Annotated in this window: 11 protein-coding genes; 4 read left to right on the top strand and 7 right to left on the bottom strand. The window is 61.4% G+C overall.

The window, feature by feature from the left end; translation table 11 throughout:
* Positions 1–26 precede the first annotated feature (26 nt).
* Genes ACJ8IN_RS12230 through iolD form a run of 3 tightly spaced genes read right to left on the bottom strand, consistent with a single transcriptional unit; the run spans position 27 to position 3,941 of the window.
* A complete protein-coding gene (locus ACJ8IN_RS12230; RefSeq protein WP_060388430.1) occupies positions 27–911 on the bottom strand; it encodes a sugar phosphate isomerase/epimerase family protein in 885 nt (294 codons plus the stop codon).
* 40 nt (positions 912–951) lie between these two features.
* Entirely contained in the window at positions 952–1,965 is a 1,014-nt protein-coding gene (locus ACJ8IN_RS12225) for a Gfo/Idh/MocA family protein (protein ID WP_033649354.1), read from the bottom strand.
* Between the two features lie 35 nt (positions 1,966–2,000).
* Complete coding sequence (gene iolD, locus ACJ8IN_RS12220) at positions 2,001–3,941, bottom strand: 3D-(3,5/4)-trihydroxycyclohexane-1,2-dione acylhydrolase (decyclizing) (protein WP_033649355.1); 1,941 nt, start codon at positions 3,939–3,941, stop codon at positions 2,001–2,003.
* 544 nt (positions 3,942–4,485) lie between these two features.
* Here iolD and ACJ8IN_RS12215 point away from each other — a divergent pair.
* Positions 4,486–6,417, top strand: a complete 1,932-nt coding sequence (locus tag ACJ8IN_RS12215) for a bifunctional 5-dehydro-2-deoxygluconokinase/5-dehydro-2-deoxyphosphogluconate aldolase (RefSeq protein ID WP_308326102.1) — start codon at positions 4,486–4,488, stop codon at positions 6,415–6,417.
* Positions 6,418–6,620: 203 nt separating this feature from the next.
* On the top strand, positions 6,621–7,457 hold the full coding sequence (locus ACJ8IN_RS12210) for a MurR/RpiR family transcriptional regulator (RefSeq protein ID WP_004930856.1): 837 nt from the start codon (positions 6,621–6,623) through the stop codon (positions 7,455–7,457).
* Between the two features lie 38 nt (positions 7,458–7,495).
* On the opposite strand, the gene iolB is transcribed toward ACJ8IN_RS12210, so the two are convergent.
* Complete coding sequence (gene iolB / locus ACJ8IN_RS12205; protein ID WP_126191890.1) at positions 7,496–8,317, bottom strand: 5-deoxy-glucuronate isomerase; 822 nt, start codon at positions 8,315–8,317, stop codon at positions 7,496–7,498.
* Between the two features lie 77 nt (positions 8,318–8,394).
* On the bottom strand, positions 8,395–9,900 hold the full coding sequence (locus tag ACJ8IN_RS12200) for a CoA-acylating methylmalonate-semialdehyde dehydrogenase (RefSeq protein WP_015379335.1): 1,506 nt from the start codon (positions 9,898–9,900) through the stop codon (positions 8,395–8,397).
* A 556-nt stretch (positions 9,901–10,456) separates the two neighbouring features.
* Here ACJ8IN_RS12200 and ACJ8IN_RS12195 point away from each other — a divergent pair.
* The gene (locus ACJ8IN_RS12195; RefSeq protein WP_033636350.1) at positions 10,457–11,899 is read left to right on the top strand and encodes a sugar porter family MFS transporter; all 1,443 of its coding nucleotides are present in this window, start codon (positions 10,457–10,459) and stop codon (positions 11,897–11,899) included.
* Positions 11,900–11,931: 32 nt separating this feature from the next.
* Positions 11,932–12,768, top strand: coding sequence for a TIM barrel protein (locus tag ACJ8IN_RS12190; protein WP_308326103.1), 837 nt, complete (start codon positions 11,932–11,934; stop codon positions 12,766–12,768).
* 37 nt (positions 12,769–12,805) lie between these two features.
* Here the strand turns inward: ACJ8IN_RS12190 and fetB are convergent, their stop codons facing one another.
* Both fetB and fetA read right to left on the bottom strand, forming a co-directional pair.
* Positions 12,806–13,579: an iron efflux ABC transporter permease subunit FetB gene (gene fetB, locus ACJ8IN_RS12185; protein ID WP_033636352.1), complete on the bottom strand. Its 774-nt coding sequence runs from the start codon at positions 13,577–13,579 to the stop codon at positions 12,806–12,808.
* Complete coding sequence (gene fetA, locus ACJ8IN_RS12180) at positions 13,566–14,243, bottom strand: iron efflux ABC transporter ATP-binding subunit FetA (RefSeq protein ID WP_308326104.1); 678 nt, start codon at positions 14,241–14,243, stop codon at positions 13,566–13,568. The genes fetB and fetA overlap by 14 nt, the downstream gene beginning before the upstream one ends.
* Between the last annotated feature and the right edge of the window lie 160 nt (positions 14,244–14,403).

The raw sequence follows: 14,403 nt of genomic DNA, 5'->3' as shown, positions 1-14,403 counted from the left end.
AAACGCCGCCGGCGAGCCGAATAAGATTATTTACCCAACAGCTCTCTTTCGATGCGCTCTCTGGTCGCCACCGCCTGGCTCGGCATCTTTTCCGGGTAGCCGAACAGCGAAGTGCAGATGATCGATTCGCCGCCGACCTTGAAGCTGCGGTTGGCAAACTCCATGTCGCGCAGCGTCTGGAACAGGGCGTCGAAATTCACCTCGCCTTCGCCGATGCCGACGTGCTGATGCACCGCTGCGTCTACCCCCGGCGGGTTGACGATATAGCGGCAATGCTTGGTGTGGTTCATGGTGTCGGCAATCAGCACGTGGGAAAGATCGTCCCCGGCGTACTGCAGCATGCCGGCCACGTCGCCCTGCCCCTTGTCGTAGTAGAAGGTGTGCGGCACGCTGTAGAGGTATTTGACGTGATCGCTGCGCAGCGATTTCACCAGATCGGCGGTTTCGTTGCTCAGCTCACAGAAGTCCCACGGGTGCGACTGGATCTCCATACGAATGCCCTCGCGCTCGACGATCGGCAGCAGCTCCTCCATCGAGCGATACCACAGCTCCTCGCAGATCTCCGGTTCGTTGGGGTTGCCCGCCAGTTCGGTGTTGATCACCTGCACGCCCATTTCCACCGCGATTTCGATCATCCGCCGCCAGTTTTTGACCGCCGCCAGGCGGCGATCCTCCCCCGGCCCGGACCAGCGGTACACCACGATAAATGAGGAGATCTCCACGCCGGTCGCTTTCAGGGCGTTTTTATACTCCGCCATGATTTCGCGGCTGGCCTTCGGATGCTTGTAAAACGGGTTGATCTGCGGGTGCGGCGACTGCTCGATGTATTTGTAGCCCCAGTCCGCCACCTGTTGAACCATTTTGGTGACGCCCAAATCCCGGATAACGTCGACATCAAAAGCGATCTTCATGGTCACTCCTCTGCAATCGTGGGTAGGTGGTGCAAGCCGGCTATTTGTTGTAAAACGCCGGGCGCGCCGGCAGGGTCACCGGCACGATTTCGCCGCTGAGCTGGGCCGCCACGCAGGCGTCGGCGGTCACCGCGGCAGCGTAGCCGTCCCAGGCGGAAGGCCCGGTCAGCTTGCCTGCGGCCACGTCGTTGATGAAGCCCTGCAGCTCAACGTCATAGGCGTCGATAAAGCGATCCTTCCAGTCGGTCAGAATTTCGGTCGACAGGCGGGCGCCGCTGCGCATCTGCACCGAAGACGGTTCCGGCAGTTTGGCGATGCCGGTTTCCCCTACCACTTCACACTGAATGTCGTAGCCGTACTGGCAGTTGACGAAGATTTCGACGTCAATGCGCGTGCCTTTGGCGGTTTCGAACAGCACAATCTGCGGATCTTTCAGGTGTGGGAACGCCTTCGGGCTCTTGCGCGGGAACACCACCTGCACCGACACATAGTCGTCGTCGAGCAGCCAGCGCAGCACGTCGATTTCGTGGATCAGGGTGTCGGTGATCGCCATATCGGTGGTGTAGGCTTCGCCGACCGTCGGGTTGCGGTGCGCGCAGTGCAGCATCAGCGGCTCGCCGATCTGGCCGCTGGTCAGCACCTGTTTCAGCGCGCGATAGCCCTGGTCATAGGGGCGCATAAAGCCGACCTGCACCAGCCGTTTGCCGTGCTTCGCTTCGGCATCGACGATGTTTTTGCAGCCCTGCGCGGTCACCGCCAGCGGCTTCTCGCAGAACACCGGTTTGCCGGCTGCGATGGCCGCCAGCACGAACTCTTCGTGGCTCGGCCCCCAGGAGGTGACCAGCACCGCCTGCACGTCGGCGGCCTTGATCAGATCGTGGCCGTTGTCATACACCCGCGCATCCAGCTGCAGATCGCTCACCACCTTGGCGGCGTTGTCGCGGTTGATGTCATTCACCGCCACCACCCGTGCGCCCTGCAACACTTTGCTGCAGCGACGGATATGATCGCGGCCGATGGCGCCGGTGCCGATAACCCCAATGTTCAATGTCATTTTCGCTACCCTCGAGATTTATGTATGAAAACGAATCAGTAATCGCGCGCCTTATCGATGTTTTCCTGCAGCTTGCGCGCCACTGCGACGATTTTCTCGCTGTCGGCCACCTGAGCGCCGCCCACGCGCCACCAGCTGAGATACTTGTGCACCATGGTCTTCGGCAGCACCTTGATGTCCAGCAGCGTGGACACGGTCTGCCTGCGGGCGTCGGCCAGCGCATCGAGCAGCTGCTGCTCGGTGGTGACGCGATAGGTTTTGCAACCGTAAGCCGCCGCCAGCATGGCGAAATCGACCGGCACCAGCTTGCCGTCGAGCTTGCCGCCCTGTGGATTACGGAAGCGGAATTCGGTGGTGTAGCTGTCCATGCCGTGTTCCATCTGCAGGTTGTTGATGCAGCCGTTGGTCATGTTGTCGAACAGCATCACGTTGATCTTGCAGCCTTCCTGAATCGAAGTGACCAGTTCGGAATGCAGCATCATGAAGGCGCCGTCGCCCACCATCGCGTACACCTCGCGCTGCGGCTCGGCCAGCTTGACCCCCAATGCGGCGTTCACCTCATACCCCATGCAGGAGTAACCGTACTCCACGTGATAACCGTGCTCGCCGCGGTTGTGCCACACCCGCTGCAAATCGCCCGGCAGGCTGCCGGCGGCGGCGACGATCACGCTGTCCGCCGGCAGCTCGCGGTTCAGCACCCCCAGCACCCGGCTCTGGGTCAGCGCGGAATCGGTCTGGGCGATAAATTCGGCGAACACCCGCTCGCGATCGAGGTGATCGTCTATCTCCGGCACAAAGCCTGCGCCGCCGTATTCCACCGCGTAAACGCGCTCGGTCTCTTCACGCTGGGCGCTGCGCGCCGCGGCGATGGCGTCGCCCCAGCCGGCGCGGTACTCGGCCTGCGCCAGCAGCGCGCCCAGTTCGCTCAGGGCCTCGCGGGCGTCCGCCAGCACCTGCACGCCGTCGAGCTTGCCGGCGTCAAAAGCGCTGACGTTGATATTGAGGAAGCTGACGTCCGGATTTTGGAACAGCCATTTGGACGAGGTGGTGAAATCGGTGTAACGGGTGCCGACGCCGATCACCAGATCGGCCTGACGAGCCAGCGTGTTGGCCGCCAGGCAGCCGGTTTCGCCAATGCCGCCGAGGTTGAATTCATGGTCGCTCGGCACCGTGCCTTTGCCGGCCTGGGTTTCGGCGAACGGAATGCCGAAGCGCTCGGCAAATTCGCGCAGCGCCCGCCCGGCCTGCGAGTATTTCACGCCGCCGCCGCACACCAGCAGCGGTTTGCGTTTGGCCGCCAGCAGCGCCAACGCGTCCGCCAACATGCCGTCGGTCGCCGGGCGGCGATCGAGCCGATGCACGCGTTTTTGGAAGAAATAGTCGGGATAGTCGTAGGCTTCACCCTGCACGTCCTGCGGCAGACACAGCGTCACCGCGCCGGTTTCCGCCGGATCGGTCAGCACGCGCATCGCGTTGATGCAGGCGCTCATCAGCTGTTCCGGCCGCACGATGCGGTCCCAGTATTTGCTCACCGCGCGGAACGCATCGTTGGTGCTGATGCTGAGATCGTAAGACTGTTCGATTTGCTGCAGCACCGGATCCGGCTGGCGGGATGCGTAAACGTCGCCCGGCAGCAGTAATAAAGGAATGCGGTTGGCGGTGGCGGTGGCCGCGGCGGTGATCATATTGGCGGCGCCGGGGCCAACCGATGAGGTGCAGGCGTAGATCTGCCGGCGCAGCTTCTGTTTGGCGAAGCCGATCGCCGCATGGGCCATCCCCTGCTCGTTGCGGCCCTGATGCACCCGCAGATCGCCGCTATCCTGCTCCAGCGCTTGCCCCAGCCCCAGCACGTTGCCGTGGCCGAAAATCGCAAAAATGCCCGCGACGAATTTGGTTTCCACGCCGTCGGCCAGCAGATACTGGTTATCGAGGAATCTGACGAGCGCCTGCGCCATGGTTAGCCTGATCTTGCCCATTTACTCACCCTTTAGATTGAGGGCCGCCCCGGAAAGGGCTCGCGCCGAGCCGACAATTCCGTGTTTGTGTTACGCGGCGGCAGCTATTATCTTGAGCAGGCGATGCTCGCTGCTCACGAAGTCGACAACCTGAAACGTGAAGCGATTATAAACAAATATATTTTTCATAAAATCACATTACAGAAGAAACATTTCATTTTGCGATAAAGATCGCATAATGCATGAAAAGCACGTTTCATCTCGTGGTTCAGCCTTCACTGGCTTCGCGCCACGCACCGGCCAATAAAAGCCGTTGGCTCATGGGCTGACCGCCTTTACCCTGTCATTTCCCCTCTTTTATGCGCGCCCCGGCCCCCCTCCCGTAGCCGTTTCACCGCCTTTTCCCACGCCTCTGTCGATGTTTTAAACGCATCACATTTTTGGGGTGTAAATTTCATTCTATATTGAAATTGAAATTTTCATTCCCCATACTGTCCACATGCTTCCTGCAGGGCGCCACGCTCGGGCCGCCGCCGGAGTTTTGCTTAAACAGAAGGAAACGGGTATGGCTACACAAGAAAAACAGCTTGATGTCATTTGTCTCGGGCGCATCGCCGTCGATTTCTATGCTCAGCAGATCGGCGCGCGGCTGGAAGACGCCGGCACATTCGCCAAGTACCTCGGCGGTTCTTCCGGCAACGTGGCCTACGGCACCGCCATTCAGGGGTTAAAATCCGGCATGCTGGCGCGCGTCGGCGACGAGCACATGGGCCGCTTTCTGCGTGAAGAACTGCAGCGCGTCGGGGCCGATACCCGCTGTCTGATCACCGACAAACAGCGATTAACCGGCCTGGTGATCCTCGGCATCAAGGATCAGGAAACCTTCCCGCTGATCTTCTACCGCGAAAACTGCGCGGACATGGCGCTGACGCCGGACGACATCGATGAGGCCTACATAGCTTCCTCGCGCGCGCTGGCCATCACCGGCACGCACCTGTCGCACCCGAACACCCGCGCCGCGGTGCTGAAGGCGCTGGAATACGCGCGCCGCCACGGCCTGCGCACCGCGCTGGACATCGATTACCGCCCGGTGCTGTGGGGGCTGACGTCGCTGGGCGACGGCGAAACCCGCTTTGTGGAATCGGACCAGGTGACCCGCGAGCTGCAGGAGGTGCTGCACCATTTCGATCTGATCGTCGGCACCGAAGAAGAGTTTCATATCGCCGGCGGCAGCACCGACACGCTGACGGCGCTGAAAAACGTGCGCCGGGCCACGGCGGCCACGCTGGTGTGCAAGCGCGGCGCGCAGGGTTGCTCGGTGTTCGAGGGCGAAATCGCCGATGGCTGGGAACAGGTGAAACTGCACGCCGGCGTGCGGGTTGAGGTGCTGAACGTGCTGGGGGCCGGCGACGCCTTTATGTCCGGCCTGCTGCGCGGCTACCTGAACGATGAGGGCTGGGATCAGGCCTGCCGCTACGCCAACGCCTGCGGCGCGTTGGTGGTCTCGCGCCACGGCTGCGCGCCGGCGATGCCGACCAAACGGGAGCTGGACGACTACCTGCTGCGTGAACGGCAGGTCACGCGCCCGGACCGCGATGCGCGCCTGAACCACCTGCACCGGGTCACCACCCGCAAGCAACAGTGGCCGGAACTGTGCGTCTTCGCCTTCGATCACCGCAAGCAGCTGGCGGACATGGCACGCGAAGCCGGCGTCGGCGAGGAGCGCATTCCGCGCCTGAAAACCCTGCTGCTGACCGCGGCGCAACAGGCCGCCGCGCAGGCCGGCCTCAACGGCAACAGCGGCATTCTGGCCGACACCACCTACGGGCAGGCGGCGCTGAACGAGATCACCGGCCAGGGATGGTGGATTGGCCGGCCGGTAGAGCTGCCCAGTTCGCGCCCGCTGCGCCTGGAGCACGGCAATATCGGCTCGCAATTGATCGACTGGCCGCAGGAGCACGTGGTGAAGTGCCTGGTGTTTTATCACCCGCACGACGCGGCGGAACTGCGTCGCGAGCAGGATGAACTGATCGCCGACGTCTACCGCGGCTGCTGTAAGTCCGGCCACGAGCTGCTGCTGGAAGTGATCCTGCCGGACAACAACCCCGACAAGGACGAACGCCATTACCTGGAGATGATTGAGCACTTCTACCAGTCGGGCATTCAGCCGGACTGGTGGAAACTGCCGCCGCTGAGCGCGGAAAACTGGCGGCGGGTCGGTGCGCTGATCGATACCTACGATCCCTTCTGCCGCGGCGTGCTGATCCTGGGGCTCGACTCCCCGGAAGCGGTGCTGAAGGCGGGCTTTGCCGCCGCCGCGGATGCGCGCTGGGTGAAGGGTTTCGCCGTCGGCCGCACCATCTTCGGCCAGCCTTCGCGCCGCTGGCTGCAGGGGGAAATCGACGACGCGGCCCTGATCGAGCAGGTGAAACAAAAATACCTGACGCTGATCGGTTTCTGGCGCCAGTACCGCCCGCAGGCGGGCGGCGCGCACTGACAGCGAGAGCAGGTTCACGTCCCCTTAAGGCCATTTCGCCGCTTTAAGGGGATTTTTTTGCCTATTTTCTGTGAAGTCGCGCAATGTGCGATCGAATAAATCGCTTTTTGAGGAAATGAAATTTCCGCTCCGTCTGTTAAAATACCCTGTCAATATTTCAGGCGTCAGGCCAATGCGCCTTCACCCCACTGCGAGCCGAATGGATGAACAACCCAACTCAACTTTCGCTGTTACAGGACGAGATCCGCCACCGTTATGAAACGCTGAGCAAGCGTTTGAAGCAGGTGGCGCGCTATATTTTGGATAACAGTAACAGCATCGCTTTCGATACCGTTGCCTCCATCGCCGCACAGGCCAGCGTGCCGCCTTCCACCCTGATCCGTTTCGCCAACGCCTTCGGCTTCAGCGGCTTCAACGAAATGAAGCAGGTGTTCCGCCAGCATCTGATGGAAGAGACGGTGAACTATACCGAGCGCGCGCGCCTGTTCCGCCAAACCTCTACCGACGACAACGTCGCGCCGGAGAAGCCGGCGGAAATTCTCAACGTATTCACCATGGTCAACGCGCAGGCGCTGCAGCAACTGGCGATGCAGATCGCCCCCGAGCAGCTGGATCGCGCCGTCGAACTGCTCAACAACGCCGAAAACATCTACGTGATCGGCCTGCGCCGTTCGTTCAGCGTCGCCTCCTATCTCACCTATGCGCTGCGCCATCTGGAGCGCCGCGCGTTTCTTATCGACGGCCTGGGCGGCATGTTCACCGAACAGCTGAGCATGGTGAAACCGAAGGACGTGGTGATCGCCATCAGCTATTCGCCGTACGCCCGCGAGGCGGTGGAACTGGTGGAATTGGGCGCCAAGCGCGGCGCGCAGCAGATCGCCATCACCGACAGCCAGGTCAGCCCGCTGGCCGCCTTCAGCGACGTCTGTTTCGTGGTGCGCGAAGCGCAGGTGGACGGGTTCCGTTCGCAGGTGGCCTCGATGTGCCTGGCGCAGACGCTGGCGGTTTCGCTGGCGCTGAATAACGCCCGGGACGAGTAAGGCTGACAAAAAAGCCCGGCAAGCCGGGCCTCAGGCGCTTACTGCGCGACGGGATAGCCATCGCCGTTAATCCAGGCGTGGTCTTTTTCCCAGGTGAATTTCCATTGCCGCACCGGCCCGGCCATCACGTTGAGATAATAGTTGTCGTAGCCCGCCAGGGTCGCCACCGGGTGATAACCGCGTGGCACTTTCACTACGTCCCGATTGTAGACCGGCATGCATTCGTCGAGCGTGCGATCGTCGGTATAGACGCGCTGCATGCAGAACCCCTGCTCCGGCTGAATGCGGTGATAATACGTCTCTTCCAGATAGGTTTCGTCCGGCGAGTCTTCCCGATCGTGCTTGTGGCTCGGGTAGGAACTGGTGTTGCCCTCGTCGGTGTAAACCTCCACCACCAGCAGGCTGTCAGCCGGCTCGCTGTCCGGCAGAATGTTGTGCACCAACCGCTGGTTGCGCCCCTTGCCGCGCCGCTCCACGCCGATATCCGCCGGCGTAATCAGCCGTGAAGGCAGGTGGCCGCTGCCGGGCGCGCTGCACACCGCCAGCTCCAGATCGGTTTCTGCCCGCACGTCGATGCGATCGTGGTGCGGCACATACACCGCGTAAGGCGGCGTGCGCTCGAACGGGCTCATGCGTTTGCCGATATGCGGGTATTCGGCGCGCAGCGTGGCGACGGAGGCGATACCGGCCACCAGCACCAGGCACAGCTCCTTGTCACCGCACTCCAGCTGCAGCGACTGCCCGGCGGCCAGGCGATAAACGTCGAAACCGACATAGCGCCACCCGGCATTTTCCGGCGTCACGTGCTGAATACGCCCCTCGGCGTTCGGCGTCTGACATTTGGCAAGCAGTGAAGACATCTCGATTCTCCTGTTAACTCCCCGTGCAAAGGCCGTTGCCCCGAAGGAGCAACGGCCCGCTCATACTTTGCGATCGCTTAACCCAGCGTCGGCATGCTGAATTCGGACACCGTCTGCTGCCCGGCCGGCCAGCGCGCGGTGGCGGTCTTCATGCGCGTGTAGAAGCGCACGCCGTCGGTGCCGTGCACGTTAAGCGCGCCGAACACCGAGCGCTTCCAGCCGCCGAAGCTGTGGAACGCCATCGGCACCGGCACCGGCACGTTGACGCCGACCATCCCGGCCTGCACTTCCTGCACGAACTGGCGCGCGTAGTGGCCGCTGCCGGTAAAGATGGCGCTGCCGTTGCCAAACTCGTGGCCGTTCACCGTGTCGATGGCGGTGCGGTAATCCGGCACCCGCACGATGCCCAGCACCGGCCCGAAGATCTCTTCGCGGTAGATGCGCATGTTCGGCTTCACATGGTCGAACAGCGTGCCGCCGACGTAGTAGCCTTCAGGATAGCCCGGCACCTGATAATTGCGGCCGTCGGCCACCAGGGTGGCGCCTTCTTCCACGCCCAGATCGATGTAACCCAGCACCTTTTTCTGGTGGGCGGACGACACCAGCGGCCCCATTTCATTCTCTTCTCCGCCCTGCTGCAAGCCCGGCCCGACGCGCAGCTGCGCGATCAGCGGCTTCAGTTTGGCGATCAGTTTATCGGCGGTGTCGTCACCGACTACCACGGCGATCGGCAGCGCCATGCAGCGCTCGCCGGCGGAGCCGAAAGCGCCGCCCATCAGCGCGTTGACCGTGGCGTCCAGATCGGCGTCCGGCATGACGATCGCCTGGTTCTTCGCCGCGCCGAAGGCCTGCACCCGCTTGCCGTGCGCGCTGGCGGTGGTGTAGATATGTTCCGCCACGGTGGAGGAGCCGACGAAGCTCACCGCCTGAATGCGCGGATCGGTGCACAGCTGCGCCGCGTCTTCATTGGCGCAGTGCACCACGTTGAACACGCCGTCCGGCAGGCCGGCTTCTTTCAGCAGTTCCGCCAGGCGCACCGAGGCGGAAGGCACCAGCGCCGGCGGCTTGAGGATGAAGGTGTTGCCGCAGGCCAGCGCGATAGGGAACATCCACATCGGCACCATCGCCGGGAAGTTGAACGGGGTAATGCCCGCCACCACGCCCAGCGGCTGCATCAGCGAGAAGCTGTCGACGCCGCTGCCGACGTCCGGCGAATACTCGCCCTTGATCAGATGCGGGATGCCGCAGGCGAATTCGACCACTTCCATGCCGCGCGTCAGTTCGCCCAGCGCATCCGAGTACACCTTGCCGTGCTCGCTGACGATAAGCTCGGCCAGCTCGTCGCGGTGCTGTTCCAGCAGCGCCTTGAAATTGAACATGATGCGCGCGCGGCGCAGCGGCGTGGTGCGCGACCAATCGGCAAACGCCCGATGGGCCACGTCGATGGCCTGCTTGACTTCGGCGGCGGTGCTCTGCGTGACGCGCCGCTCAACCTGCCCGCTGGCCGGGTTGTGCACGTCGACGGTTTGATTGCTGCTGCTCAGGCACACCTGCCCGTCAATAAAGTTACCCACGGTTTTCATGTCACGCCCTCTTTTCAAGTCCGCTGTCGCCTGGCCACTCGCCGGCGGCGCGGCGTTAATCGTCCCGCTCGCCAAACCCCGTCGGCAAGCCGGCTACATCCTGACCGGATGCAGCAAACTCTATTTCATTGAAAAAAAAGTTTCAAATAAATTGTTTTGAAAAATTTGTTTTTAGTGCGTGAGGTCGCAATTTTGCGGTGTCGATCGGGTTGGCGCTTTCATTACCGCGCCAGGGAAAGCGCAACGGCGCAGGAGAAACCAGGGGCAATACACACTGACTTTGCTACAGAAAACCCGCACCGCGCCTGCCCTGTCGCCGTTACCGCCCGCCCCAGAACGCCCAAGGCGCCCGGATCGCGCGTGACGGTTTTTTTTGAACTGGATCTAAAAATCAATATTCCATTATTCACTAATTATGAAATAAATGTTCTTGTTTGTTCCAGCATTTATCGACGACATCGCCTTGATGACAGGCACGGTTCACACCCTTCCGCTCGCCCTCTTCCCGATAACCCAACCGTGCGGACGGAAGCCAGGATAAAAATCGGAGCAACACATGTCATATCAGCGTAAGCACAATACCGGCTACATATTGCGAATTTGCGGCATCGCCGCCCTGGGCGGCATTCTGTTCGGCTACGATACCGCCGTGATCTCCGGCGCGATCGAAGCGCTGAAAACCTATTTCAATCTCAGCCCGGCCGAAACCGGTTGGGCGGTCTCCAACGTGGTGATCGGCTGCGTGGTCGGCGCCTTCGCCGCCGGGCCGCTGGCGGCGCGCTGGGGCCGTAAAAAGGCGCTGATGCTGGCGGCGCTGCTGTTCACCGTTTCCGCCGTCGGCGCAGCCTTGGCCCCGACCTTCACCTGGTTCGTCATCTACCGCATCATCGGCGGGCTGGCGGTCGGCATTGCCGCCACCGTGTCGCCGATGTACATGTCGGAAGTGTCGCCAAAAGACATGCGCGGGCGCGCGCTCAGTATGCAGCAGTTCGCCATCGTGTTCGGCCAGATCGTGATTTTCTACGTCAACTTCAAAATCGCCAGCCTCGCCAGCGAAGCCTGGCTGGTGGAAATGGGCTGGCGCTGGATGTTCGCCTCGGGCGTCATCCCCTGCATTCTGTTCTGCATCCTGGTGTTCGTCATTCCTGAGTCGCCGCGCTGGAACGTGATGATGGGCCGCGACGATCAGGCGCTGGCGATGTTGACCAAGGTTTCCAACGCCGCCCACGCGCAGAATCTGCTGAAAGAAATCAAAGACTCGCTGCAGCAGGATCAACAGCAGCGGCATCGGAAGCTGAACTACGGCGATGTGCGGGTGCGTTTCATCCTGTTCGTCGGCTGCATGATCGCCATGCTGCAGCAGGTGACCGGCGTCAACGTAATGATGTATTACGCGCCGGTGGTGCTGAAAACCGTCACCGAAAACGCGCAGGAAGCGCTGTTTCAGACCATCTGGATCGGCGTGCTGCAGCTGGTCGGTTCGGTCATCGGCGCCATGCTGATGGATCGCATGGGCCGCATTCCGCTGATGCGTTACGGCACGCTGGGCGCCATCGCCGGCCTGCTGCTCACCTCGTACGCGCTCTACACCCAGGCCACCGGCTATTTCGCGCTGTTCGGCATGCTGTTCTTCATGGTGTTTTATGCGCTGTCCTGGGGTGTCGGCGCCTGGGTGCTGGTGTCGGAAATCTTCCCGAACCGCATGCGCGCGCAGGGGATGAGCATCGCCGTCGGCTGCATGTGGGTCGCTAACTTCGCGGTGTCGCAGTCGTTCCCGATGATCAACGACCACCCTTACCTGTTCTCGCATTTCCACGGCGCCTTCCCGATGTGGATCTTCGCCGCCTGCTGCCTGTTCAGCTACTGGTTCATCGGCCGCTATATTCCGGAAACCAAAGGCGTCTCGCTGGAAAAAATGGAGCAGGTGGTGCTGGCCAAACGCCACCGCCACCCCCTGCCCGACGGCAAGCCGCTGCCGCTGGAAAACGGCAAATCCTGATCTCTCAACCCTGACCGCTGGAGTAATGCCTCATGACCATTGCACTGGACCGCTTCTGCATTAACCGCAAGATCGCGCCGAATCTCGATCTGGACAGTTTTTTCCGCCTGGTGAAACGCTGCGGGCTCAGTAAGGTTGAGCTGCGCAACGATATGCCCAGCGGCAAGGTGACCGACGATCTGAGCGACGCGCAGCTCAATGCGCTCGCTGCGCAATACGGCATCGAGATCGTCACGATCAACGCCCTCGGCATGTTCAATCTGATGGACAACCCGGCGGCGCTGCAGCAGCGCGCCGAAGCGTTGCTGGCGCAGGCGCAGGCCATCCGCAGCCGGGCGCTGGTGCTGTGCCCGCACTGCAGCGCCGATGACACGCGCAGCGAGCAGCAAAAACGCGACGACACCCTCGCCGCGCTGCGGCTGCTGGCGCCGCTGTTTGCCCGCTATGGCGTGCAGGGGTACGTCGAGCCGCTGGGCTTCGGCATCAGCTCACTGCGATCGTCGCTGCTGACCCAGGCGCTCATCCGCGATTCGGGCGCGCCGTACCGCATCGTGCTCGATACTTTCCACCACTATTTAAGCGGTGTGGCGCAGGCCGACTTCGACGCGCAGATCCAGGTGGCGCAGATCGGCCTGGTGCATCTGTCCGGCGTGGAGGATGGGCGGGATAAAGGCGCGCTGAGCGACGAAGAGCGCATCATGTTGAACGAGGGCGATCGGCTGGAGAGCCGCCGCCAGGTGCAAAACCTGGAACGCCTGGGCTACACCGGCGTCTATGCCTTCGAGCCCTTCTCTTCGCAGCTGGACAACTGGAGCGAGGCGGATATCGAACGGGAAATCCGCCAGAGCATCGCCCTGCTGCAAGGGTAAAAAAAAACGGCCTCCGCGGAGGCCGTTTTTCATGGCGTTACTTCAGGTTGCCGACCACCAGCTGGTGGCGCGCGTTGTAAAACTTACGGTAGGCCAGATAGCAGGCGATGATGGTCGACAGGCTGGCGGTGGAAAGCAGCATGAAGGTCACCATAATCTGGTATTTGATCGCTTTCACCGGATCGATGCCGGCGAAGATCAGCCCGGACATCATGCCCGGCAGGCTGACCAGCCCAACGGTTTTCGCCGAATCCACGGTCGGGATCAGCGAAGCGCGGATGCTGTCGCGGATCAGCGCCGCCGAAGCGAACTTGGGCGTCGCCCCCAGGCTGAGCATCTCCTGAATCTTCTGCTGTTCGCTTTTGAAACGTTGGCCGAGGTTGGTGTAGCACAATCCCACCGCCACCATGGCGTTACCGGCGATCATCCCGGAGATGGGGATTACCTGCATCGGCGTAAATTCGATGGAGCCAGTCAAGACCAGCACCGCCAGCGTCAGCACCGCGCCGGTGGTGATGGCGATAAACGACGTCACGAACGCGTGTTCGACGTACTTGCTGCGTTTCTTGGCGTTGTAGGCCGCGTTAAAGCAGATGAACAGCACCATCAACACGGTGAGCACCGCGTTATCCAGATCGAAAATGTACTTCAGCACGTAGCCGACGATGATCAGCTGCACCACCGCGCGGCAGATGCTCCAGATAATGTCCTTTTCCAGCGCCAGCTTTTCCCGGTGGCTGATCAGAATGGCGACCACCACCAGGATCATCGACAAGCCTAAGGATTCGTTGGTGATGTTATGCTGATTCATGCTGTTGCTCCTGTTGCTCGGCGCCGTGCGCGCGCAGGGTGATCACCTCGTCCGCATGCGCTATCTCTTCGGTATCGTGCGTCACCCACAGCACCGCCAGCCGGTGCTCCGCCACCAGCTGATGCACTATCTCATTGACGTTGCGCTTATTTTCCTCGTCCAGCGCACTGGTGATCTCATCGAGCAACAGCACCCGGGGCATAAACTGCAGGTTGCGGATCAGGGACACGCGCTGCTTCTCCCCGCCGGACAGCTCATTGATGCTTTTGGTCAGCATCGCCTCCGGCAGCCCGAAACGCGCCAGATCGGCCTGCATTTTTCGTTCATCCGGCGACTGTTGACGGATCTGGTAGGGCAGCGCCAGATTGTCGTAAACCGTATTGCCGAACAGCGCCGGCGTCTGGAAGCAGTAAGAAACCTGTTTGCGATACGCCTCCGGCGACATCTCGGCGATCCCTCGTCCGTCGAAATAGAGGTTTCCGCTGGTCGGATCCATTAAGGAAGAGATGATTTTCAGCAGGGTGCTTTTCCCGCAGCCGGAAGGCCCGGTGATCAGTTTGAACTCGCCTTCACCCAGCGTGAAAGAGACGGAGTCCAGGATCACCTGGTTGTCTATTTGATAACGAATATCATCCAATCTCAGTATGTCTTTCTTTTCCTTCATTACGATGCCGGCTCCCTACACCTGTTCCCGTCTGAGCGATAAGTATATGGCTGCAAAAAACATATTAGCAATGCCTGTGCGGATGGCAGCGAGCGGAGAGGAGGATTGACGGAGCAAAACGCCCCGTCAAACAATAAATTTTACTAATGATTAGCTGTAG

This window comes from Serratia sp. CY31944, assembly GCF_052169175.1.
GTDB classification, from domain to species: Bacteria; Pseudomonadota; Gammaproteobacteria; order Enterobacterales; family Enterobacteriaceae; genus Serratia; species Serratia sarumanii.
Note: the sequence above shows the minus strand (reverse complement) of the source record. Positions and strands in the feature narration are given on the sequence as shown.